The organism is Paenibacillus marchantiae, from assembly GCF_028771845.1.
GTDB lineage: Bacteria > Bacillota > Bacilli > Paenibacillales > Paenibacillaceae > Paenibacillus > Paenibacillus marchantiae.
The window spans coordinates 4,423,877-4,445,814 of record NZ_CP118270.1; the positions used below are offsets into that span (position 1 = coordinate 4,423,877).

Genomic DNA, 21,938 nt, shown 5'->3' on the forward strand with positions numbered 1-21,938 from the left:
TGCTCTGTATACTTATGTATACGCCTAATTGTTGGATTAAATGGGCGGAGCAATAATTGTCCCTTCGGACAGAAACTTCTGATTTTCTATTTGGTTCGAAGGATTTATATTGGCAGGGTAGTAAATCATAGGCTGGAATATTAACGAATGATATTATGAAGAGTAATAATTAAAACAGGTATATTAATTTTAGTCAGGAGGAGGAGAATGCGATTGGACTTCCGTGAACAATTAGAGCGTTACGCAGCACTCGTGGTCAACGTGGGTGTTCATGTTCAGAGGGGACAAACGCTTGTCATAACCGCGCCAATATCGGCTGCTCCGTTTGTTCGACTTGTTGTGAAACATGCTTATGAGGCCGGCGCTCATGATGTCTATATCGAGTGGAATGACGATGAGATTACGCGTTTAAAATATGAACTTGCTCCTGATTCGGTGTTCCATGAATATCCGGTGTTCCGTGCAGCCGGTTGGGAGAATTTTGCCGAAAATAATGCTGCTTTCCTGACGATCACAGCACCCAATCCCGATCTTCTACATGGAATAGATCCACAGCGGATCATGAATTTGAATGCATCCAAAGGTAAGGCATTAGCCAAATTTCGCAGCTACGGCATGTCCAACAAGGTCAGTTGGTCTATAGTTACGGTTCCATCAACGGCTTGGGCAGCCAAGGTGTTTCCTGATGTTGCCGAGGAGCATTTGATTGATACGATGTGGAAAGCTATCTTTAACGTTACGCGGATTAATTCGGAAGACCCCGTTGAGGCATGGAAGACACATCTTGAGCTGCTTAGAAACAAGACGGAGCAGCTTAATCGTAAAAAGTATCGAGCACTTCGGTACCGTGGACCTGGTACGGATCTGCGGATAGAACTGTCGCCTAAACATATCTGGGTAAGTGATGCGGATAACATCAACGAAAAGGGTGTTTCATTTTTGGCAAACATTCCGTCAGAAGAAGTATGGACTGTTCCGTTAAAGCAAGGGGTGAACGGCACGGTTCGCAGTACTAAGCCGCTAAGTTATGAAGGATATCTAATTGATGATTTCTCCTTGACGTTTGAAAATGGGAAAATTATTAATATTCAAGCAACGCAAGGGCTTGAGGTGCTAAAAAGATTAATTAGCATCGACGAAGGTGCGGTCTATCTGGGCGAGATTGCGTTGGTGCCGCATCATTCTCCGATTTCAGACTCAGGGCTTGTTTTTTACAACTCTCTCTTTGACGAAAATGCATCCAACCATCTCGCGATCGGTAATGCTTATCCATTCTGTCTTGAGGGAGGGAACGAAATGACTGAAGCGGAAAAGGCGGCGAACGGTGTGAACTCAAGCCTCATTCATGTCGATTTTATGATTGGATCGGCTAATATGGACATTGACGGAGAACTTGCAAATGGAGGCCTGGAACCTGTGTTTCGTAACGGTAACTGGGCGTAGAATTAATAATCATAGATCAATAATTGGTAATAAAACGAGGAGGATTCAAATGTCACCCAGAAACATTCTGAAGGACCAACAAATGAGAAAGGAACGCATTGAGCATATCTTAAATTCAGCCTTGCAAACCATGGCGAAACGTGGGATTGATTCAACCAATATTAAAGATATTGCCAAGGAAGCAAAACTTAGCGTAGGCAATATCTATACCTACTTTACTTCGAAGGACGAAATTTTCAGTGAGGTTCTGCGTCGAGGACAAACGATGTATGGGAGGACTATTGCACAAATAGCAGACATGGATATAGATCCTCGTGAAAAACTATTCGAGATTAGCAAAGGGTGGTTATCAAACGAGAGTAACTGGGCCTTCACCATCATGCTCCAAAGTATACGAACAAATCATGCCGTCAGCACTGAAATAAAACAAGCTGCAACCCAGAGATTTACGGACAATCTGGAACCTTTGGCAGAGATTTTTCGCCAAGGACAGGAGGCGGGCGGCATCATACAAGGAGATACTCGACAACTTGCATTTTATTTTGTAAGTCTGATTCAAGGTCTGACCTTGCAGCTCGCTCCCGGTTATGAAATACAAGTAGATATTGACCCCCAAAAAATTGTTCGTCTTTTTATGGAACCAGAAACAGTGGTATCAACCGCTGGTCTATTTGAAGGAAATAACGATTTAAGTTACATAAATAAAAAAATGTTTGACAGGTAAGAAATGGTATTGGTAATATATCGTATAACAAAACGAACCGAAATTCACTTTGTTGATTTGCAATCGTAGAGATTTACACTGCCCCGCTTTATTTGCAGTGGAAAGGGGTAAATCTCTTTTTTTTGCCTCAAAACCAAGTAAACATGTAAGTATTATTGATTAAATGTGAAAGGGTGTCTTTAATGTCTGGGGATATGCTTATGATCAGTGACCTGAACAAAACGTTTGTCGCCCCTGTAGGCGAAATCATTGCGTTAAACAACATTCAGCTCAAAGTTCGAAAAGGTGAATTAGTAACTATCATTGGTCCGAGCGGATGTGGAAAAAGCACTTTGCTTAAAATTGTGGCTGGCTTAGATACACAGTATACGGGAACTGTGCTGCTCAACGGCAAACCGATTGCAGGCCCCAGCATAGAGAAAGGATTCATTTTTCAGGAGCCCCGGCTATTTCCATGGTTAACGGTGGAGAAAAACATTGCAGCCAATCTCTCTCTTAGAGATCCTGTTGTCCGCCGAAAGGTGGAGGAACTAATTGAACTGGTCCGTTTAAAAGGGTTTGAAAAATCATATCCTCGTGAATTGTCAGGAGGTATGGCACAGCGCGTCGCCATTGCCAGAGCTTTGCTGCGTAACCCGGATGTATTGTTGCTGGATGAGCCTTTTGGAGCGCTCGACGCATTTACTCGGTCTCATTTGCAGGAAGTACTGCTTGATATTTGGCAACGCAATGGAACAACAATGTTGTTTGTAACCCACGATCTCGATGAAGCCGTCTTCCTAGGGGAACGAGTCGTCATTATGAATCCGCGTCCAGGTCATATTCGGAGTATTCTCTCGATTGATTTACCTTTTCCTCGAAAAAGATCAAGCAGTGCATTTCAGGAGATGCGGAGACTGGTATTAAATGAGTTCGAAAAAGTGGATGAGCCTTTATATGATGTAGGCGGCGGTATATAGCATTGTCCAAAGGATAAGAAGAATGTACAGCATATTAAAGGGAGAGTGGTTTATATGAAAAAATCTCATCTAGTTCTTGTTATGGTGCTCGCGTTGTCTTTATTGACTATGGCTTGTGCAACCAAAAGTTCAAATGAAAACGCAAGTGGTTCAGGCAAGAGCCAAAATGTAACCGTCAAAATTGGGATTCAGGGAAGTGGGGGCTTATTCGGTAAAGCACGTGAAGAAAAATGGTTTGAACAAGAATTTGAAAAAACAGGGGCCAAAGTGGAGTGGATTGAGTTTCAGAGCGGACCGCCCATGACAGAGGCTATTGCTTCCAATAAGCTGGATATCGCCAGCCTGGGGAACATGCCAATTATCGCAGCACAAGCAGCGAATATTCCTTTCAAAATCGTATCGCAAGTTCTAGACGGAAAAAATAACGTTGCAATTATTGTACCTGCCGGTAGTACCGCCAAGTCACTTAGTGACTTGAAAGGCAAGAAGATTGCCGTGACAAAAGGAAGCAATGCATATAACTTTCTATACCGTGGCTTGGAGAAGTCCGGTTTAACAGATAAAGATTTTGAAATCATTCAGCTACAGCCCGACGAGACACAGTCTGCGTTTGAAACCGGCAGTGTGGATGCCTGGGCGACATGGGACCCTTACATTACACTTAATACCTTAACGGGAAAAGGAAAAGTGTTGTCTGACGGAGAGCAGCTTGGCGTATTGTCTCCTTCGTTTACGATCGCGGGATCTGATTTTGCAGAGGAGCATCCAGAGCTTGTTACTCTGTACTTGAAGGTAGTTAATAAAGCATTGAAGTGGGAAAGCGAGCATGAAACCGAAGCGATCGACAGATATGCAGCTGAACGTAATGTTCCTGCCAGTGTTATTAGTGGGACATTCGAACGTTCCCGGATGATTAACACGCCAGTTAATGAAGATATCGTAGATGAAATGCAGCAAACAGCGGATTTTCAATATAAAGTGAAGAACATTCGGAATCAGGTTGTGATCAAAACTATAACGGACAATCAATATATCGACGCAGCTCTCAAGGATCCACTGAAATAAACATAATGACCCCTATAGAAGAGAGGCGTTCACTAGATGCAAATGCGTGCAGAAAAGGCAGTTATTCCCCCTTTAATTCAAAAGAAAAACTCGGTTAAGAGGCGAAAGCTTTACTTAAGAGCTAGCAATATGGTACTAGGGCTTATCGTTCCGGTGTCTTTGTTAATCGTGTGGGAAGTAGCCGGGGCTATGGGATATTTGAACCCGGTTCTGCTTCCAACGCCAAGCAGCATATGGAAAGAGCTTGTCAGCATGACGGAGACGGGTGAACTTGTGAGGCATTTGGGCATATCGACGTGGAGAGCTCTGCTTGGTTTTCTGATTGGAGGCGGTCTTGGTCTAAGCATGGGCTTGTGGGTCGGATTTTCTTACAAGACAGAGCGACTGTTGGACCCTTCTTTTCAAATGCTGCGGACGCTGCCGCACTTGGCCATTGCCCCCTTGTTCATTTTGTGGTTCGGTTTCGGTGAAACTTCAAAATTGCTGCTGATAGCCAAAGGCTCTTTCTTTCCACTGTATGTTAATACTTTTCTGGGTATCCGATCCGTTGACAGCAAGTTATTTGATGTAGGAAAGGTGCTGCAATTCAGCAAATGGCAGATGATCACGAAGTTAATTCTTCCAGCATCTCTGCCGAATATCTTTCTGGGGATACGTTTATCCGTCAGTGTCGCCTGGCTGGGTCTGGTCGTTGCCGAATTGATGGGTTCTAGTGCAGGCTTGGGATATCTGATCAATGATGCTAGATCGTTCTCACTCACCACTGTAGTGTTCGTGGGAATCATTGTTTTTGCTGTCGTCGGCAAACTGTCAGATTCTATCATTAAGCTTCTGGAGGCGAGAGCGCTACGGTGGCATGACGGTTTTAAAGGAGAAGAAGCAAAATGAGCAAGCTGGAGATTGATAAACAAACCGAACGAGCAGGAGATTGGCTGAGCAGAATTCCGGGTCGTCTTCACGGGTGGATTATTCCGTTGGCTATTCTCCTCATCTGGGAATTGTCTTCTGCCCTTCAGCTGGTTTCAGCGACCATGCTACCTGCTCCTTCCAAGATTGCAGAGCAGTTCATCCGTCTAATCTTGAACGGCGAGTTGCTGGAACATCTCGGGATCAGCTCCTATCGAGCGGGCTTGGGTTTTCTGCTTGGAACAGCTACCGGGCTCATGCTTGGTCTATCTACAGGGCTTGGGAAATTAGCGGAGCGCACACTTGACCCCTCATTACAAATGCTGCGGATGATCCCGCTTCTTTCCCTCATTCCATTATTCATTTTATGGTTTGGTGTAGGAGAGTTTTCAAAAATTCTAATGATCTCGCTAGGCGCGTTTTTTCCTGTTTATGTGAATACATTTCTCGGTATACGAAACGTTGATATGAAGCTGATTGAAGTCTCCCGGATTTACCAGTATTCAAGATGGGAGCTCCTTGGCAAGCTCATTATCCCTGCGGCACTTCCTAATATTCTGCTAGGAGTGAGACTGTCTTTGGGCGCGGCGTGGCTAGTCCTTGTTGTTGCTGAAATGATGGGAACCAGTGCAGGCGTCGGCTACATGATACAGGATGCTCGTGCTTACTCACAAACGGATATTGTATTTGTCGGTATTGTAGTCTTTGCGGTTGTAGGCAAGCTCTCGGATTCGGCTGTGCGACTGCTTGAAGACAGATGGCTAAGCTGGCGAGATACGTTCAAGGGATAATCCAAAAATCGAAACAAGAAGGGAAGATATATATGGGGACTAGACAAGAGCAGCTTCATCTAGGGGCATTCATTTATTATACAGGTCATCATCACTATGGCTGGCGCCGCTCGGATTCAGGAGCTGAACAGATTTTTGATTATAAATTTTACCGATCCATCGCACAGACAGCTGAACGAGGCAAGTTTGATATGATGTTTCTGGCTGATCTTCTCTATGTAATGGGTGCTGATCAATCGGCTGCAGGGATGCTGGACCCGCTAACGCTCCTGTCGGCATTGGCTACGGATACAGAAAAGCTGGGTTTGACCGCCACGGTGTCGACTACCTATAACGAGCCGTATAACGTAGCTCGAAAATTTGCCACATTGGACCATATCAGTGAAGGACGCGCAGGATGGAACATCGTGACCTCCCAATTGGATGTTGAAGCAAATAACTATGGACGAACAGAGCATCCTGAGCATGGGCTTCGATATAAAATGGCGCGGGAATTTGTCGAAGTAGCCACTCTGCTCTGGGATAGTTGGGAAGATCACTCCTTAATTGTGGATCGGCAGGCTGGACTATTTGCAGACCCATCTAAATTAAAGGAAGTTTCATATAAAGGGCAGTGGTATTCCACCCAAGGTACGATCAATGTACCTCGTTCGCCGCAAGGATACCCTGTACTCATCCAAGCTGGATCATCCGGACCGGGACAGGATTTTGCTGCCAACTATGGTGAAGTGATTTTCACGGCCCAACAGTCTCTGAATGCTGCGAAAGAGTTCTATAATAACGTCAAATCCAAACTCGCTCTATATGGACGCGAACAAAGCAGTATGAAAATAATGCCTGGTTTATCACCGATTCTGGGTAAGACGGAGGAGGAAGCTCAGAGGAAATATCAAGAACTGCAGGAGTTGATCCCTCCGGCGGCTGCAGTTGGTATGTTATCCGGGATGCTTAAGTTTGACCTTTCGGAATATCCTGTCGAAGGCCAACTGCCTGACATTCCTGATCCCGTGGAAGCTTCCAATGGCATGAAAAGCCGGGTACAGCTGATTATGGACATGGCACGAAAAGATAAGTTGTCCATTCTTGAGCTGGGTCGGAGGCTGATAGGGGCAAGAGGGCACATGCAGTTTGTGGGGACCTATGAACAACTGGCTGATTTGATGCAACAATGGTTTGAAGAATATGGTTGCGACGGATTTAACATCATGCCACCTGTTCTGCCGGGAGATTTGAATGAATTTGTGGATCATGTGGTGCCGATTCTTCAAGCACGTGGACTCTTCCGCACGGATTATACGGGCAGCACGCTTCGTGATCATCTTGGGCTGGATCGCCCGGGTATAAGTCATTTTCAAAAAGAGAAGACGTTAGATAAGACCTCCATAACAATATGAAAACAGCTGTTTCAGTCTGATTTTCAATTGCTGGTCTCCCTAATGAAGAAAGAGAAAAGAAGTCGCCTATTGGCGGCTTTTTTTCGTTTGGGACGATATAAGTTCTTGTTCCCAAATAAAAAAAATTCATTTCTTTAAAACTATTTTCGACTCTCAGCTGTCTAACATGCGAAACAACATACAAAGTAAGCTTTATTAAAAATGCGGCAATAATCAAAATATACAGTCGCAACGGGGGTGGACAAACTGAGTAAGGAAAGTACAGCACTAACTGAACAGCAGTTCAGTGATCGTCTGGAGGCATGTAAAGAAAAGCTTTATCGCTTCGCGTTCTCTTATGTGAAAAATGAACAGGAAGCCTTGGAAATTATATCTGAGGCATCTTATAAAGGTTTTCTATCTTATGAAAAAGTGAAAAGTCCTGATTATTTTGAAACCTGGATGACCCGGATCGTCATCAACTGTTCTCTGGATCACATCAGACGAAAGAAGAAATACACGTATATGGAAGACAGTACAATACCGTTTGCAGCCGAGGAGAGTTCCATGGGGCTTGAAGAGCAATGGGATTTATACGAAGCACTTGATCATCTGCATCCCGAAGATAGGGCATTTATCGTTTTGAAATTTTTCCAGGATCAGCGATTCAAGGATATGGCGGAGGTACTGTCCCTGCCGGAAAGCACGGTGAAGACCAGGTTCTATAAGATCTTAAACAAACTCAAAAAATATCTGACCAAGGAAGAGGTTGATTTTACATGACAGGAAAAGAACGATATGAACAGATCAATATCCCATCCGGCCTTTCCGGAGTTATTCAGCAAGCCCGTCAGCGCGCACGAAACCAAAAGCGAAGAAAAATGATGATCTGGCGTAGTTCATCCCTGGTTGCTGCCTGTGCTGCGGTGATGATAACAGCTAACGTTCCGGGTGTAGCCAAGGCATTATCCGATGTACCTGTTATAGGTTCTGTCGTCAAAATTTTGCAAGTTGGTGGGGGCGGGGAGCGCACAGATGGTGTTTCGGTTACAACGACCAAAGAATCGGATACACTAAACATTAATTTTCAGATCGATGGTGAACAGATCACCTCTGCTCCATCGTATACTGTGGATCACAAAGAAGGGCCGAATCGTCTGATCTTCACCTTCAATGGGGTACGTCATCTGGATTATGACAAGTTGGAGAAGGATATTAAAGCACTTAAGAATGTAAAAGATGTCTATCAAAATATCATTTTGGATGATTCTGCGATTGGCTTTGTGGTTGAACTTAAAGATGATGTGGATTATTCCGTGTCAGAGTATCAGCAACCTGGATATATTCAGTTGAAGCTTTTTTCAGACGGGAAGACAACGCAATCGCATGAACTTTTCTTTGTACGGAGCGAAGACATGGAGCAGGGTGAAGCACTGGCTATGTTGGCTGAACAGTATTCTGCCGATGGCAGCAGCGTTGTGCAGACCCAAAATGGAAAATTCACCGTCGTTATGGGTGCCTTCGATAACCGGGCAGATGCAGAGAAACACCTGAAAGAATTTACTGACCGAGAAGAATACAGTGAACCACTGCATGTCGACAGCTGGATGAGTAATGAAAATCCGCAATAATGAAAGTGGCCTGCCTTAACGCAGGCTTCTTCTTGTAGACTTTATTATTGAAGTTCATTTCCGTTATCTTTTACGAGTCGCCCTTTTGGCGACTTTTTTTGTTGTAACTATGAGAAGTGTAAATCTGTAATCTTACATCGTTGTCAGTTTTGTGTAAGTTTGATCGATAGGAGCTGAAGTGGCCTTAATATACACTTAAATCAATTCAACGCACTACATTTACACCTTTAGGAGGCCAAACAATGAAAAGTGCATATGCGGATCTACTGAAAATATTAAGTAAAAACAAGCTATCTATTCGGTTGAGGAAATCATTCGGATGTACCGAGATACTTGGGCTGAAATAGATTTAACGCAAATTCGCAAAAATATCATAGAGATCCGCAAATTTCTACCACGTTCGACCAAACTAATGGCCGTTGTTAAAGCAAATGCATACGGCCATGGAGATATCGAGACGAGCAAAGAAGCAGTAGAGGCAGGCGCGGATTATTTAGCGTGTGCCTTCATTGAAGAAGCCATCCGCCTAAGGAATGCGGGCTTAAAACAACCGATTCTTATTTTGACTCCGATTCGTCCTGAATTTGTACCTTTGGCTCTGGAACATGATTTGATGCTTACCGTTACACAAGCGTCTTGGTTTCAGGAGATGAGAAAATACAAGCCTGTTCATACCCCGCATAAGTTATCTGTGCATGTGAAAATGGATACTGGACTTGGGCGAATCGGTATACGCACGCAAGAAGAGTGGCAAGAAATGGTTCCTTGGCTCAGAGCATCAGATGTAGTATTCGACGGGTTCTATACCCACTTCGCGACTGCAGGTGAGGCAGACAACTGTTATCTACAGCTTCAGATTCAACGCTTCCTGGAAATGAAAGAGTGGAGCAGTATGTCACGGATTCCAATCAATCATTATCACTGTGCGGGAAGTGTGGCAGCACTTCGATTTCCGGAATTGTGCATGGATATGGCTCGAATAGGAGCTGCAATCTATGGCTTTTATCCGGAAAAATTAGTACCTAACATCCAACTAAAACCAGCATTCAGTTTACACAGTAGACTCTTGCAAACGAAAAGATTAAAAAAAGGCGAATATGTGGGTTACAACAATGCTTATCAAACAGACTCAGATCAATGGATCGGAACAGTGCCTATCGGCTATGCCGATGGATGGTCGCAGAGAATGCAAAATACGGAGGTGTTGGTGGAAGGGGTTCGTGCAGAAATTATAGGGAAAATCTCCATGGATCAATTGATGGTCAAGCTTCCCATGTATTTTCCGGAAGGATCAAAGTTGACCTTCATTGGCTATTCAGGTGAGCAGGAAATTCCGATTCAGGTACTGGCCAATCATATCGGTGGTGTCTCTCAAGAAATAACGAGTTCCATCACGGACAGAGTGTTACGAATTTATAAAGAAGGTGGGGAAGTTCATCATGAAATCACGGGAAGTCGTACAAAAACATATTGAAATCAGCGTAAGTAACGAAGAACGGTTTCAAGGACACTTAGTGTTAATAAATGATCAAAACCCAATCAGAAGGCAAGTACAAGTCCATCAACTAGAGTCACTGGATTCCTTGCCTTCAATAAAGAAGTTAAATAAGGAGATGCTTCTGGAGAAGCAGTGTTTCAATCAATTTCATGCTCTGCTTAAAGCTTGTGGGGGGACGGATGAAATTGTCGCCGTCAGCGCATATCGAACAAAAGAAGATCAAGTCCAGATCTATCAAGATTGTTTGATAGAACAGGGTTCGGAATATACTTCCAAATACGTTGCCTTGCCTGACCATAGTGAACACCAAACGGGGTTGGCTATCGATGTGGGTAAATTGAAATCGAATATCGATTTTATTGCTCCTTCCTTTCCGGACACGGGCATTTACAAGTCCTTCAGACAACATGCCATACAATTCGGTTTTATCCTTCGATATAAACAAGAAAAAGAATCGATCACTCGTATTGCTTATGAGCCCTGGCATTTTAGATATGTAGGATATCCCCATTCCAAAATCATGGAAGAAAACAAGCTATGTTTAGAGGAGTACATCGATTTTGTACAGCAATATCGGTTCTCTGGAGAGCAGCTTACAATTAAAGAAAAGGACATGACAATCCAGATATATTATGTTTCCGCGGATAAAGGGACATCTAGCCATATCCCGATCTTGAGCTGTGATTCTTATCGCATATCAGGGACGAATCGTGAAGGATTCATTGTTACGACTTTCTCCAAAAATTAAGTTATAGCAATAAGGGTGATTTAGATTCATATCACATTTTAGGAGGCTTTTACGATGCAGAAGAAGTCGATTGCGGTATTGTTTGGCGGATGTTCAGGTGAGTATAACGTTTCTTTGAGCTCAGCCGCTTCAGTGATTGAAAATTTGGATACCGAAAAATACAATCTTGTGTTAATTGGAATTACACAGCAAGGCTCTTGGCTCAGATATAGTGGAACGGTTGAGGATATTCGCAATGATCGGTGGCATTTGCATCCGAGTTGTATCCCATCCTTTTTCTCACCTAGCAGAGAAGTCAAAGGACTCATTGAGCTAGTTCATATGGAATATCATGTAACAACGATTGATGTTGTATTTCCAGTGCTTCACGGCAAATACGGTGAGGATGGAACCTTGCAAGGCTTATTGGAACTGTCGGGCATACCGTTTGTTGGATGTGGCATGTTATCCTCTGCTTTGTGTATGGACAAGGAACTGGCTCATAAACTGGTGCAGGCAGCAGGCATAGATACACCGAGTTCCCTTACAATACATAGGAGTGAACGGATGGAAGAAGTGCTATCAGAAGCAGAAGCACTGGGTTTCCCACTCTTTGTTAAGCCGGCTAGATCAGGATCGTCATTAGGAATATCGAAGGTGAACAATAGGAAAGAGTTGATTACTGGAATTGAACACGCCTTCATATACGACAGCAAAGTTGTCATTGAGCAGAATATTAATGGTTTTGAAGTGGGGTGTGCTGTATTGGGCAATTCTGATCCCAAAATCGGCATGATTGATGAGATTGAACTACAGGGGCACTTTTTTGACTTCTCGGAAAAGTACTCCTTGATCAGTTCGAAGATTCACTTGCCAGCCCGCATTAATGAGGACACTGCAATGAAGGTTAAAGAGAGTGCCTTGACTATTTATAAAACGCTTGGGTGCAGAGGGTTTGCGCGAGTAGATATGTTCCTGACCACTGACGGAAGAATGGTGTTCAATGAAGTTAACACGATACCTGGTTTCACGTCGAATTCCCGCTATCCTAACATGCTCCAAGCTAGCGGCATGACTTATGCAGATATTCTTAACCAGCTCATAGAGCTTGCCATTGATGAGAACTGAGAGCGGCCAAGTGGAACATAAAACTGAAAAGAAATATTTGATTACCCATTGTGTAATAATACACAATGGGTAATCATATTATCATGAAGGAATGAAGACTAAATCTACCCTAACAGAAGGGCGGGCATTATTTAGCGATGAATAAACCAAGTTTGCGTGATATCAAAAGAGAGGCAACCACAAAAGCGCTGGCCAGCGCAGCGTTTGAACTTGCGGTTGAGCGGGGATTGGATGGATTCATTATCGATGATCTCGTTCAAAGGGCTGGGTACTCCAGAAAAACGTTTGCCAACCATTTCTCTTGTAAAGAAGAAGCGATAGCCATGGCGGCAATACTTACAACAGACCATTACGATGACGAGCCATTCAATGAAATTACACAACAAAACATACTGCCGTTGGATGCTCTATATGTATTGATAAAGAGATCACTAACCGCAGAGTATGTTTCCAAAATGCGTCAACTCGTATTGCTTTCCAAACAGTATCCAACGCTCGAACCGTATCTTCTCAGTGTGCTTTCTCGTTTGCAAGCTACGGCTCAGGAAACACTAACCGATTTATCCCACGGACGGTATCCCCAAGGATACTCCCATCTTCTTTCGGGGGCTGTATACGGCGCTGTCCTCGCGATATTCGATGGAAGTATCAACGTGCTGCTTCCAGGGCAAGGGACAACAAATTCTCCTAGGGAGATGACGCTGGATCAATATTTGGATGACATGTTCAACTACTTGCGAACCGGATTTTAGAAAACTCCTGAAAGGATGGCGAATATGATAAGAGTTACAACTAAAATGATTGATAAACAATTAAGATTGAAAGGCAAACTTATTGATTTATTAATGAAATCTTCTCATGAAGAAAAGTGGCTTAACTCGATGAGGAAAATCAAAAAAAGATCGGATTCAACAGCGGGGAAAGACATCGACGGTTTACAGTGTAGTGAAGAATGGATACCACGTACAAGTGATGGCTCCAAGATACGTGTTCGAATTTATAAACCTCTACACGCCAAAGGTAATGCGCCAGGTGTCCTTTGGATACATGGAGGGGGATATGCCATGGGAAACCCGGAGCAATTCGGGGCAACCTACAAAAAATTAATTGATGCAGGGAACTGTGTAGTCGTTGCACCAGATTATCAATTATCGATTGATGCTCCCTATCCAGCAGCTTTAAATGATTGTTATGATACCCTTTTATGGATGAAAAGCCATGTGAAAGAACTTGGGATTAGAGAGGATCAACTCATGGTAGGCGGAGAAAGCGCTGGAGGTGGTCTAACCGCTGCACTTACTCTTTACGCCAGAGATAAGGGAGAAGTAAACATTGCATTTCAAATGCCGCTGTATCCCATGATCGATGATAGAATGATTACTGAATCCGCTAAGGACAATAATGCCCCCATTTGGAACTCTGATTATAATCAGTGGGCTTGGAAATTGTATCTTGGCGAATTGGTAGGGAAGGATGTACCTCCCTATGCGGCTGCTGCCCGAGCTACCGACTACAGCAATCTTCCTCCGACAGTCACTTTTGTTGGTGATTTGGAACCATTTCGAGACGAAACGATTCAATATGTAGAAAACTTAAGAAAAGCAGGTGTACCTGTTGATTTCGAACTCTACAAAGGCTGCTATCATGGCTTTGATATTATTCAACCCAATGCAGAAGTAAGTAAAAAGGCAGTTTCAGTTTTTATTGATTCATTTAAATACGCAGTAGATCATTATTTTGCTGAGCAGACAGCGAAAAGATGATATTAAAAGGCGTACATTCCATAACATAGGAATGTACGCCTTTTATAAACGAATTTTTGAATTCTTTATCTATTCCAATTAAACCGTTGTTGCAACGTGCTTTTCACGAGCAATCTTGGTTGCATCAACCATGTTTCGCAAGGAAGCAACGGTTTCTTCGAGTCCACGAGTTTTGAGACCGCAATCCGGATTAATCCAGAACAATTTAGGGTCCAATACACGCAAGGCGCGTTCAATCATGCTCGTCATTTCATCTACACTTGGAACACGTGGGCTATGGATATCATATACGCCAAGTCCAATACCTAGTTTATAAGTGTTCAACTCAAAGCTGTGAATCAGTTCACCGTGACTGCGGGATGTCTCGATCGAAATAACATCGGCATCCATCGCTTCGATGGAATCGATCATGTCATGGAATTCGCAATAGCACATATGTGTGTGAATTTGAGTCGTGTCTTGAACCGTGCAAGTGGAAATACGGAAAGCTTTGACAGCCCAAGCCAGATAATCGGCTTGCTCGTTTTCCTTCAACGGCAGTCCTTCGCGAACCGCTGGCTCATCGACCTGGATCATACCAATACCTGCTTGTTCCAACGCTTCGACTTCTTGTCTCAGTGCATACGCCAATTGATATGCGATATGCTCGCGCGGAATGTCTTCCCGTACAAATGACCAGTTCATGATGGTGATCGGTCCAGTCAGCATACCTTTTACAGGACGTTGTGTCTGGGACTGTGCATATTTGGTTTCTTCAACGGTCATTTCTCCGGTAAATGCAACGTCTCCGAAAATAATTGGTGGTTTTACGCAACGGGAACCGTATGATTGAACCCATCCGAATTGTGTAAAGGCAAACCCTGCAAGTTTTTCGCCAAAGAACTCTACCATGTCGGTACGCTCAAACTCACCATGTACGAGAACATCGATCTCGATGTCTTCCTGAATTTTGATCCAGATATCAATTTGATCCCGGATGAAGGCAGCATACTGCTCATTGTTCAACTCACCCTTACGCCACAATTGACGTGCTTTACGCACTTCTGCGGATTGTGGGAAGCTGCCGATAGTCGTTGTTGGGAAAAGTGGCAATTTCCATTTGTCCTGCTGCGCGATATGACGCTCGGCAAACGGACGGGAACGTTCCGGCTGTTGAACGCTGAGTGTAGCCACGGCTTCTTGAACAGCAACACGATTGCGCTCTTCAGATTGCTGGAGAGCCTGGATCGTACGATCGGAATTTTCAATTTCAGCGATGATTTCAGCGTTTCTTGAAGACAATGCTTTCGTCAACAGAACGATCTCGTCCAACTTTTCATCTGCAAACGCCAGAGCATTTTTCAGTTCGGATGTGAGTTTAGTTTCACGCTCTGTCGTTACCGGAACATGAAGCAAACTGCATGAGGATTGCACGATTAAACGTTCAGGTGTCACGAGTTCAGCCAGTTCATCCAACAGCTTCAGTTTTCCTGGCAAAGAGGCTTTCCAGATCCCACGGCCGTCAATAACCCCAGCACCCAAAACTTTATCCGCTGGGAAACCGGACGCTTGAATGGACTGAATGTTACCCGTAGCTCCATGTACAAAATCAAGTCCGATACCTTGAACCGGTAGGGCAACAATGTTGCTATAGTTCTCTACGGATTCAAAGTAGGTTTGCAGCATAATGTTCAGACCTGGTACAGCAGATGCAAACGTCTCATAAATTTTACTCAGCAGCTCTAGGTCAGCATCACTTGTTTTGGTAACGAGGATTGGCTCGTCAATCTGTACCCACTGAACTCCTTCATTTGCAAGCTCTTGAAGCACTTGTACATAGAGCGGAAGCAGGCGGTCCAGCCAAGCGTTCGTTTCGGATTTATCATATCCTTTGGACAGCTTCAGGAAGGTCAACGGTCCGACAAGAACCGGTTTTCCTTCAATACCGAGCTTCTCTTTAGCTTCGCGATAAGCAATAAGTGGTTTATTTTCCGTAAGGGCAGGGGAAGCACCGTCCAGTTCAGGCACGATATAGTGATAGTTCGTGTTAAACCATTTTGTCATTTCACTTGCTGCTGCATCTTTCGTTCCCCGTGCAATTCCGTAATAGACGGACAAAGGTACAGCGCCACCGTCATATGCAAACCGTTTTGGAACAATTCCGAACATAACGGCAGTATCCAGAATGTGATCATAGTAACTGAAATCATTGACAGGAATAAGATCGATACCTTTTTCTTGCTGCTTGCGCAGGTGATCTAACCGAATCTCCTGCAATTTTGCTTGAAAATCTGTTTCTTCGAGCTTACCTGACCAGAATGCCTCCAAGGCTTTCTTCCATTCCCGATCCGCACCAATTCGTGGATATCCCAATACACTGCTTTTTGCCATGACGTAAAACTCCTCTACAATATGTTACCAAAAAGTTACCACATATCCGGAGTTATAATGTAATTCCATTAAGTTATATCTAGCTATAGCCTATGGCTATACCAGAAAGAGGTTGAGAAAACCGCTGTCGATTCAGACTGGGTTAATCGATCGTTTTAGTATATAATGACGTTTGATTCAGAAAGGAGAGGTATCCATAATGCGCGGAATAGGGGCATTCACAGGTTCAAGGCATTTCCGATTGAATGAGGTTACCGAGGGTGTATTTGCTGCGATTGCAGTTCCCGGTACAGGTTCATTGGGCAATGCCACAATCGTTGACTTAGGCGATGAAACGCTAGTTGTGGACACATTTACGACGATACAGGCTGCAGAGGATTTGCAAGCAGCCGCTGAGTACCTCACGGGTAGAAAGGCTTCTTATGTAATCAACACGCATTGGCATAGTGACCACACATGTGGCAATCAAGTATTTGTCCCTGCAGCACAGATTATTTCCACATCGATTACTCGCGAAATTATGGATACTTTTGTTAGGAACAGGATAACGCAGCAGTTGGCAAAACCTGAAGCGATATATGATGCTATAGACGAACTCGATGAACAAATACAACGAGAGACAAACGAAAAGTTAAGACAGGAAATGCAATGGGATAATGCCAGTGACCGTGAATATATGAAGATGCTCCCCGATCTGGTATATTCATTACCGAACTTGACTTTTGATCAGCAGATGACTATTCATGGCAGTAAGCGCAGTGTTGAACTTATTACTTTTGGCGGAGGTCATACCCAGAGCGATGCCCTGGTGTTTATTCCGAAAGACAGAATTGCGATAATGGGGGATCTGGTCTTATCTAAACATCATCCGGTTCTCATGTATGCTAATCCTCAGCAATGGCTGGATATTTTGAACAAAGTCGAACAGCTGGATATAGAAATCATCGTACCGGGGCATGGAGAAGTATGTTCATTGAACGCACTACATGAAGTCAAAGACTACATAACGGATCTATTGGAAATAGTGACCGATGCTGCTCAAAGAAACCAAAGCTTGGACGAAATTACTGTACCATCAGCCTATCAGGAATGGTTCTTCACTACGTATTTCAAGTCCAATTTGCAAAGCATGCATGAGTGGATCAAGAAAAGTGGTAAAAGTTGAACCTGACTCGATCCGTTATTGTCCTCACATCATACTTATAGTTTTTAGGAAGTCGCCCTATAAGGCGACTTTTTTGTTTTGATCCTTCTCAGCAGGTACTATTCAGGATCATGGTTGTTAAGAAGATAGACTCATAATAGAGACTCCTTAACAAATGTTGGGGAGCTTTTTTTTCGTTTTTTCAATCGTTTTTTATCTCGATTAGAAGGGACAGCTATACTTGATGCATAATAATGATAACTAGATCATTGTTGAACTGGAAAATGTGGAAAGGGTGATTTGATGGGTGTACCTACTTTTCTTGAAACAGGTCATATGACTGAAGGTTTTCCAATCAAGGTAATTCATACCGAGGAACAGTTTAATTTTGCCGCACACTGGCATGAAGAGGTTGAATTGGTTGTAGTCAATGGGAAAAGCGCGAGAATTGGCATCAATAACCATGTATTTGACCTTGAACGCGGAGATGTGCTGCTTATTAAACCGGGAGACATTCACTGTTTCTTGCCAGGTACAGATCATTTAACTATTATCCTGTTTCGGCTGGAGTTATTAACGGGAAGCTTCACAACCGAAAAAGAAACCCATGACCTGGGGGAGCTTTTCAACAAAACGACGGTCATCCCGTCCAACCTTTGTAATGAGAAAAATCTTGGGAAATATATAGATGCTTTAGCGAATGAAGAGAAAGATCAACAGGCGGGGTATCGCTGGTTAATGGTTGCCAGATTATATGATCTCATCGTTCATATGCTGCGCACAAAGGCACCGATTACAGATGAATTAACTTCAGGATGCCTTTGTACGCCTTCCAAAAAGTTTGAATTTCTTGAATCGGTCTGTGAATACCTGGAGGAGCACTACGCTGAACCCGTCAAACTGGATCAAGTCGCAGAGCACATTAAATTTAGCAAGTTTCACGTATGTAAATTGTTTAAAGAGATCAAAGGAATCACACTGATGGAATACCTGAATCATTTTCGAATAATCAAATCAGAATGGGCGTTATTGTTTCGCGACGAATCTATTCTGGATATTGCCATTGGTCATGGGTTCAACAATGTGAACTCATACAACCGTCTGTTCAAAAAATATAATGATTGTACCCCGTCCGAATTTCGCAAGAAGCATCGTACAAATATCACAACATATGAAGGATGATTCACAATATTTGGGGAGAAAGCCTTCTCCAAAATCCATATACTCTAATAAATTGTAAGCGTTTCCTTTTTGAAGGAGGGGGCCCATGAAGAAGTTTAAGCTTAAATATATCTCCATGATTGCACTCGTAAGCGCAGTGTTAATGGTGTCCGGCTGCCAACCAAGTGGAGCCAACCAGTCCAAGCAGGAGGAAATCACCGTCTGGAGTTTTACGGATGAAGCAGGTTATGCTATTGAAAAATTCGAGGAGAAATATCCTAACATTAAGGTGAATTTTGTCAATATTCCAGGCAATTTCTACATCACCAAGCTTAAGTCTGCACTACAGACAACGTCTAAGGCTCCGGATGTGTTTATGATCGAGAATGCAAATATAAGAGAGCTAATTGATGTGCCTTATCTGGAGAATTTATCGGCAGCACCGTATAACGCCAATGAATTAATTCCAGAGCAATATGCTTTTGTGCAGGCTAATGAGAAGGATAGCGAAGGAAATATTAAAGCGATCGGTTATCAGGGAACGCCTGGAGGTATTTATTATCGGAGAGATCTGGCCAAAGAATATTTGGGTACGGACGATCCGGAGAAGGTAGCGCCGCAAATTGATACATGGGAGAAGATATTCGAAATTGGAGAGAGAGTTGAGCAGGAGAGTGGAAATAAAGTTCATGCCCTTGCCAACTGGAATGCGATATCCAATTCATATGATGGTATCCCTTGGGTTAAGGATGGGAAGTTAGTCATCGATCCCTCTTATATGAGGGTGCTTGACCTTGTTCGTGAAGCCCGTCAGCGGCATGTGCTTGCAGAGTTGGATGATGGTAGTGCAGGATATGCGGCTTCGATGCAAAAAGGCCAAGTGATGTTCTATCCGGGAGCAACCTGGGCGTTGCAATACACCTTTAAGGCGAACGCTCCGGATACCGAAGGATTGTGGGGTCTCTCGCCGGGGCCATCTGCTTTTAGTGCCGGTGGAACTTATATTGCGATGTACAGCAAAAGTGACAAAAAGGATCTGGCCTGGAAGTTTATTGAGTTTTATAACTTTGATCATGATTTTCTGTCTGGGCTGGCGAAGGAACAGGACTATTTCACAAGTAACATGGTCGTGAATGATCAGCTTGCGGGATCTGTATCTTCAGCGTATTTGGGAGGGCAGAAGCATTTTGAGTTTTTCTCGGAAGCAGCCAAGCAGGTTCCTGTATATGAGCGAACCAAATATGATTCAACCATTAACAATGACATCTTCAAAAATGTTCTCCAGTTGTATCTCAATAATGACATTCAGACCAAAGAAGAAGCCGTAAAACGAATCAATCGTGATGTCAAATTGAGATTTCCGGAGCTGGAAGTGGATTAGCTTAGAAGTAAGCGAATGCCTTTTAATCATCCGATGACTGGGGGTACAAATCATGTTTGCCAAGTCAATCCGCAAAGATCATTACGGATACTATTTCATTGCTCCGTTTTTCATTCTTTTCGCCATTTTTGGGCTATACCCCATTCTGTATTCTCTCTATATCAGCTTCACCAACTTTGATGGGATTACTACGCCAGACTTCGTCGGAATGGGTAACTATATTGCTGTTCTGCAAGATCCTTTGTTCTACAAGACATTATTTAATACTCTTTTTATCTGGGGTGTCTCTGTGGTCCCACAACTTACTGTTTCGCTTGTACTCGCCTTTATCCTCAACGACAAGTTACTTAAGGGAAGAGACTTTTTCAGAGCGGTTTATTTCTTTCCCAACATCGTTACCGCTGCATCATTGGGTCTGCTTGTGAGTCTGATCTTTGATTGGCAATCCGGCGGTTTAAATCATTTTCTGGTTCAAGTTGGACTTATCGATGATCCAATTAACTGGAAAAATGATCCTTGGTTTATGCGACTGATTGTTTCATCCATTCTGTTCTTTCAATACTTTGGTTACTCCATGGTCATCTATCTGGCAGGGCTGCAGGGTATTGATCCGGCACTGCAGGAAGCCGCTCAAATGGATGGGGCGAAAAAGAAACATATTTTCATTCATATCATCGTTCCAATGCTCCGCCCAATCATTCTATTTCAGATGATCACGTCCATTATTGGGGGTATTCAGATTTTCGATCAGCCGTTTACATTGACGAATGGAACGGGTGGTCCGGATCGTGCAGCCATGACGAGTATTATGTATCTGTATAATGTGGCATTCCAAAGTACACGTTTTGGTTATGGGGCGGCCATTGCATTCTGTCTGTTCATCATCATTATCCTGCTATCGGTCGTATCCTTCATGATGACGAAGCGCAAGAGCCGTGCATAGGGAGGGGGAAATGAAATGCCAACCGTCAAACCAGTCGAACAACAAAAAGTTACTCTACAGCAGTACGATACTGTGAGGCGTCTGACACTGGGCAAAGTCATTATTTATCTGTGTTTGATTGGCCTAGCCGTGCTCTGTATCATTCCATTTTATCTCATGCTCATCTATTCCACGCATAATAATGCGACGATTGCATCGACATTTACGTTTCTGCCCGGCCCCTTCTTGCTGGATAATTATACGAACATGGCTTCCAAAATCAATATCTGGCGCGGGTTTGCCAACAGCTTTTTCATTGCCGGAACGTCTACGGTGCTATCTTTGTATATCGGTTCACTAACGGCTTATGGCTTCGCCAAGTTCAAGTTCAAAGGTCGCAACTGGCTATTCCTGTTCTTGCTTGCGACCATGATGGTGCCTGGGCAGCTCGCGCTGATCGGGATGTATCGTCTGTTCAGTATGTTAGGTTTGCTGGACAGCTATGCAGCGATCATTTTGCCGGCAGCGGCGAATGCATTTAATGTGTTTTTTATCAAACAATTTATGGAGAGCAGCATTCCAGACGAGATTATTGAATCTGCACGTGTAGATGGTGCAGGGGAGTTCCGCACGTTCAATCAGATTGTCTTGCCCATTCTGGGCCCGGCCATATCGGCCCTTGGTATATTCACCTTTATCGGTTCGTGGAATAATTTTCTCACGCCGCTGGTCCTGTTTTTCTCCCTGGATAAATATCCGCTTCCGGTACTCGTTGCGCTGGTACAAGGATATTATGGAATGGATTACGGACTGTTGTATTTGGGTGTTGCGATCTCGATCTTGCCTATTATCATTGTCTTTGCGATATTCTCCAGACAAATTATAGGCAGCGTTGCATTAGGTGCGGTTAAGGGATAGCACGTGTACGGAAATAGTCGCCTTTTTGGCGGCT

The 21,938-nt window shown here is 43.6% G+C and carries 20 protein-coding genes; 19 read left to right on the forward strand and 1 reads right to left on the reverse strand.

The window, feature by feature from the left end:
• Positions 1 to 213: 213 nt before the first annotated feature.
• The 14 genes from PTQ21_RS20170 (at position 214) to PTQ21_RS20235 (ending at position 14,008) form a co-directional block, all read left to right on the forward strand.
• On the forward strand, positions 214 to 1,443 hold the full coding sequence (locus tag PTQ21_RS20170; protein ID WP_420800379.1) for an aminopeptidase: 1,230 nt from the start codon (positions 214 to 216) through the stop codon (positions 1,441 to 1,443).
• A 49-nt stretch (positions 1,444 to 1,492) separates the two neighbouring features.
• Positions 1,493 to 2,167 carry a TetR/AcrR family transcriptional regulator gene (locus tag PTQ21_RS20175; protein ID WP_063565092.1) on the forward strand — a complete coding sequence of 225 codons (675 nt, stop codon included), beginning with the start codon at positions 1,493 to 1,495 and terminating at the stop codon, positions 2,165 to 2,167.
• Between the two features lie 182 nt (positions 2,168 to 2,349).
• On the forward strand, positions 2,350 to 3,126 hold the full coding sequence (locus PTQ21_RS20180; RefSeq protein WP_063565091.1) for an ABC transporter ATP-binding protein: 777 nt from the start codon (positions 2,350 to 2,352) through the stop codon (positions 3,124 to 3,126).
• Between the two features lie 54 nt (positions 3,127 to 3,180).
• Positions 3,181 to 4,191 carry an aliphatic sulfonate ABC transporter substrate-binding protein gene (locus tag PTQ21_RS20185; RefSeq protein WP_063565090.1) on the forward strand — a complete coding sequence of 337 codons (1,011 nt, stop codon included), beginning with the start codon at positions 3,181 to 3,183 and terminating at the stop codon, positions 4,189 to 4,191.
• A 42-nt stretch (positions 4,192 to 4,233) separates the two neighbouring features.
• Complete coding sequence (locus PTQ21_RS20190) at positions 4,234 to 5,079, forward strand: ABC transporter permease (RefSeq protein ID WP_090807487.1); 846 nt, start codon at positions 4,234 to 4,236, stop codon at positions 5,077 to 5,079.
• Positions 5,076 to 5,888 carry an ABC transporter permease gene (locus tag PTQ21_RS20195; RefSeq protein WP_079696120.1) on the forward strand — a complete coding sequence of 271 codons (813 nt, stop codon included), beginning with the start codon at positions 5,076 to 5,078 and terminating at the stop codon, positions 5,886 to 5,888. The genes PTQ21_RS20190 and PTQ21_RS20195 overlap by 4 nt, the downstream gene beginning before the upstream one ends.
• A gap of 32 nt (positions 5,889 to 5,920) precedes the next feature.
• Positions 5,921 to 7,282, forward strand: coding sequence for an LLM class flavin-dependent oxidoreductase (locus tag PTQ21_RS20200; protein ID WP_090806215.1), 1,362 nt, complete (start codon positions 5,921 to 5,923; stop codon positions 7,280 to 7,282).
• Positions 7,283 to 7,519: 237 nt separating this feature from the next.
• On the forward strand, positions 7,520 to 8,044 hold the full coding sequence (locus PTQ21_RS20205) for a sigma-70 family RNA polymerase sigma factor (RefSeq protein WP_274566893.1): 525 nt from the start codon (positions 7,520 to 7,522) through the stop codon (positions 8,042 to 8,044).
• Positions 8,041 to 8,892 carry a hypothetical protein gene (locus PTQ21_RS20210; RefSeq protein ID WP_079696117.1) on the forward strand — a complete coding sequence of 284 codons (852 nt, stop codon included), beginning with the start codon at positions 8,041 to 8,043 and terminating at the stop codon, positions 8,890 to 8,892. The genes PTQ21_RS20205 and PTQ21_RS20210 overlap by 4 nt, the downstream gene beginning before the upstream one ends.
• 319 nt (positions 8,893 to 9,211) lie before the next feature.
• Positions 9,212 to 10,366: an alanine racemase gene (alr, locus tag PTQ21_RS20215; protein ID WP_274566895.1), complete on the forward strand. Its 1,155-nt coding sequence runs from the start codon at positions 9,212 to 9,214 to the stop codon at positions 10,364 to 10,366.
• Positions 10,332 to 11,138, forward strand: coding sequence for a D-alanyl-D-alanine carboxypeptidase family protein (locus PTQ21_RS20220; protein ID WP_274566897.1), 807 nt, complete (start codon positions 10,332 to 10,334; stop codon positions 11,136 to 11,138). Before alr ends, PTQ21_RS20220 begins: the two co-directional genes overlap by 35 nt.
• A gap of 54 nt (positions 11,139 to 11,192) precedes the next feature.
• Positions 11,193 to 12,245, forward strand: coding sequence for a D-alanine--D-serine ligase VanG (vanG, locus tag PTQ21_RS20225; RefSeq protein WP_274566898.1), 1,053 nt, complete (start codon positions 11,193 to 11,195; stop codon positions 12,243 to 12,245).
• Positions 12,246 to 12,382: 137 nt separating this feature from the next.
• On the forward strand, positions 12,383 to 12,997 hold the full coding sequence (locus tag PTQ21_RS20230; RefSeq protein WP_269056729.1) for a TetR/AcrR family transcriptional regulator: 615 nt from the start codon (positions 12,383 to 12,385) through the stop codon (positions 12,995 to 12,997).
• A gap of 45 nt (positions 12,998 to 13,042) precedes the next feature.
• On the forward strand, positions 13,043 to 14,008 hold the full coding sequence (locus PTQ21_RS20235; RefSeq protein ID WP_274566901.1) for an alpha/beta hydrolase: 966 nt from the start codon (positions 13,043 to 13,045) through the stop codon (positions 14,006 to 14,008).
• Between the two features lie 78 nt (positions 14,009 to 14,086).
• On the opposite strand, the gene metE is transcribed toward PTQ21_RS20235, so the two are convergent.
• Positions 14,087 to 16,378: a 5-methyltetrahydropteroyltriglutamate--homocysteine S-methyltransferase gene (gene metE / locus PTQ21_RS20240; RefSeq protein ID WP_274566902.1), complete on the reverse strand. Its 2,292-nt coding sequence runs from the start codon at positions 16,376 to 16,378 to the stop codon at positions 14,087 to 14,089.
• Positions 16,379 to 16,577: 199 nt separating this feature from the next.
• Here metE and PTQ21_RS20245 point away from each other — a divergent pair, with 199 nt between their 5' ends.
• The 5 genes from PTQ21_RS20245 (at position 16,578) to PTQ21_RS20265 (ending at position 21,904) form a co-directional block, all read left to right on the forward strand.
• Positions 16,578 to 17,543 carry an MBL fold metallo-hydrolase gene (locus tag PTQ21_RS20245; RefSeq protein WP_274566903.1) on the forward strand — a complete coding sequence of 322 codons (966 nt, stop codon included), beginning with the start codon at positions 16,578 to 16,580 and terminating at the stop codon, positions 17,541 to 17,543.
• Between the two features lie 315 nt (positions 17,544 to 17,858).
• Positions 17,859 to 18,704, forward strand: a complete 846-nt coding sequence (locus tag PTQ21_RS20250) for an AraC family transcriptional regulator (protein ID WP_161490583.1) — start codon at positions 17,859 to 17,861, stop codon at positions 18,702 to 18,704.
• A gap of 85 nt (positions 18,705 to 18,789) precedes the next feature.
• Complete coding sequence (locus tag PTQ21_RS20255; RefSeq protein ID WP_274566904.1) at positions 18,790 to 20,064, forward strand: ABC transporter substrate-binding protein; 1,275 nt, start codon at positions 18,790 to 18,792, stop codon at positions 20,062 to 20,064.
• Positions 20,065 to 20,116: 52 nt separating this feature from the next.
• On the forward strand, positions 20,117 to 21,007 hold the full coding sequence (locus PTQ21_RS20260; RefSeq protein WP_063565078.1) for a carbohydrate ABC transporter permease: 891 nt from the start codon (positions 20,117 to 20,119) through the stop codon (positions 21,005 to 21,007).
• 15 nt (positions 21,008 to 21,022) lie between these two features.
• The gene (locus tag PTQ21_RS20265) at positions 21,023 to 21,904 is read left to right on the forward strand and encodes a carbohydrate ABC transporter permease (protein ID WP_063565077.1); all 882 of its coding nucleotides are present in this window, start codon (positions 21,023 to 21,025) and stop codon (positions 21,902 to 21,904) included.
• The last annotated feature ends 34 nt before the right edge of the window (positions 21,905 to 21,938 follow it).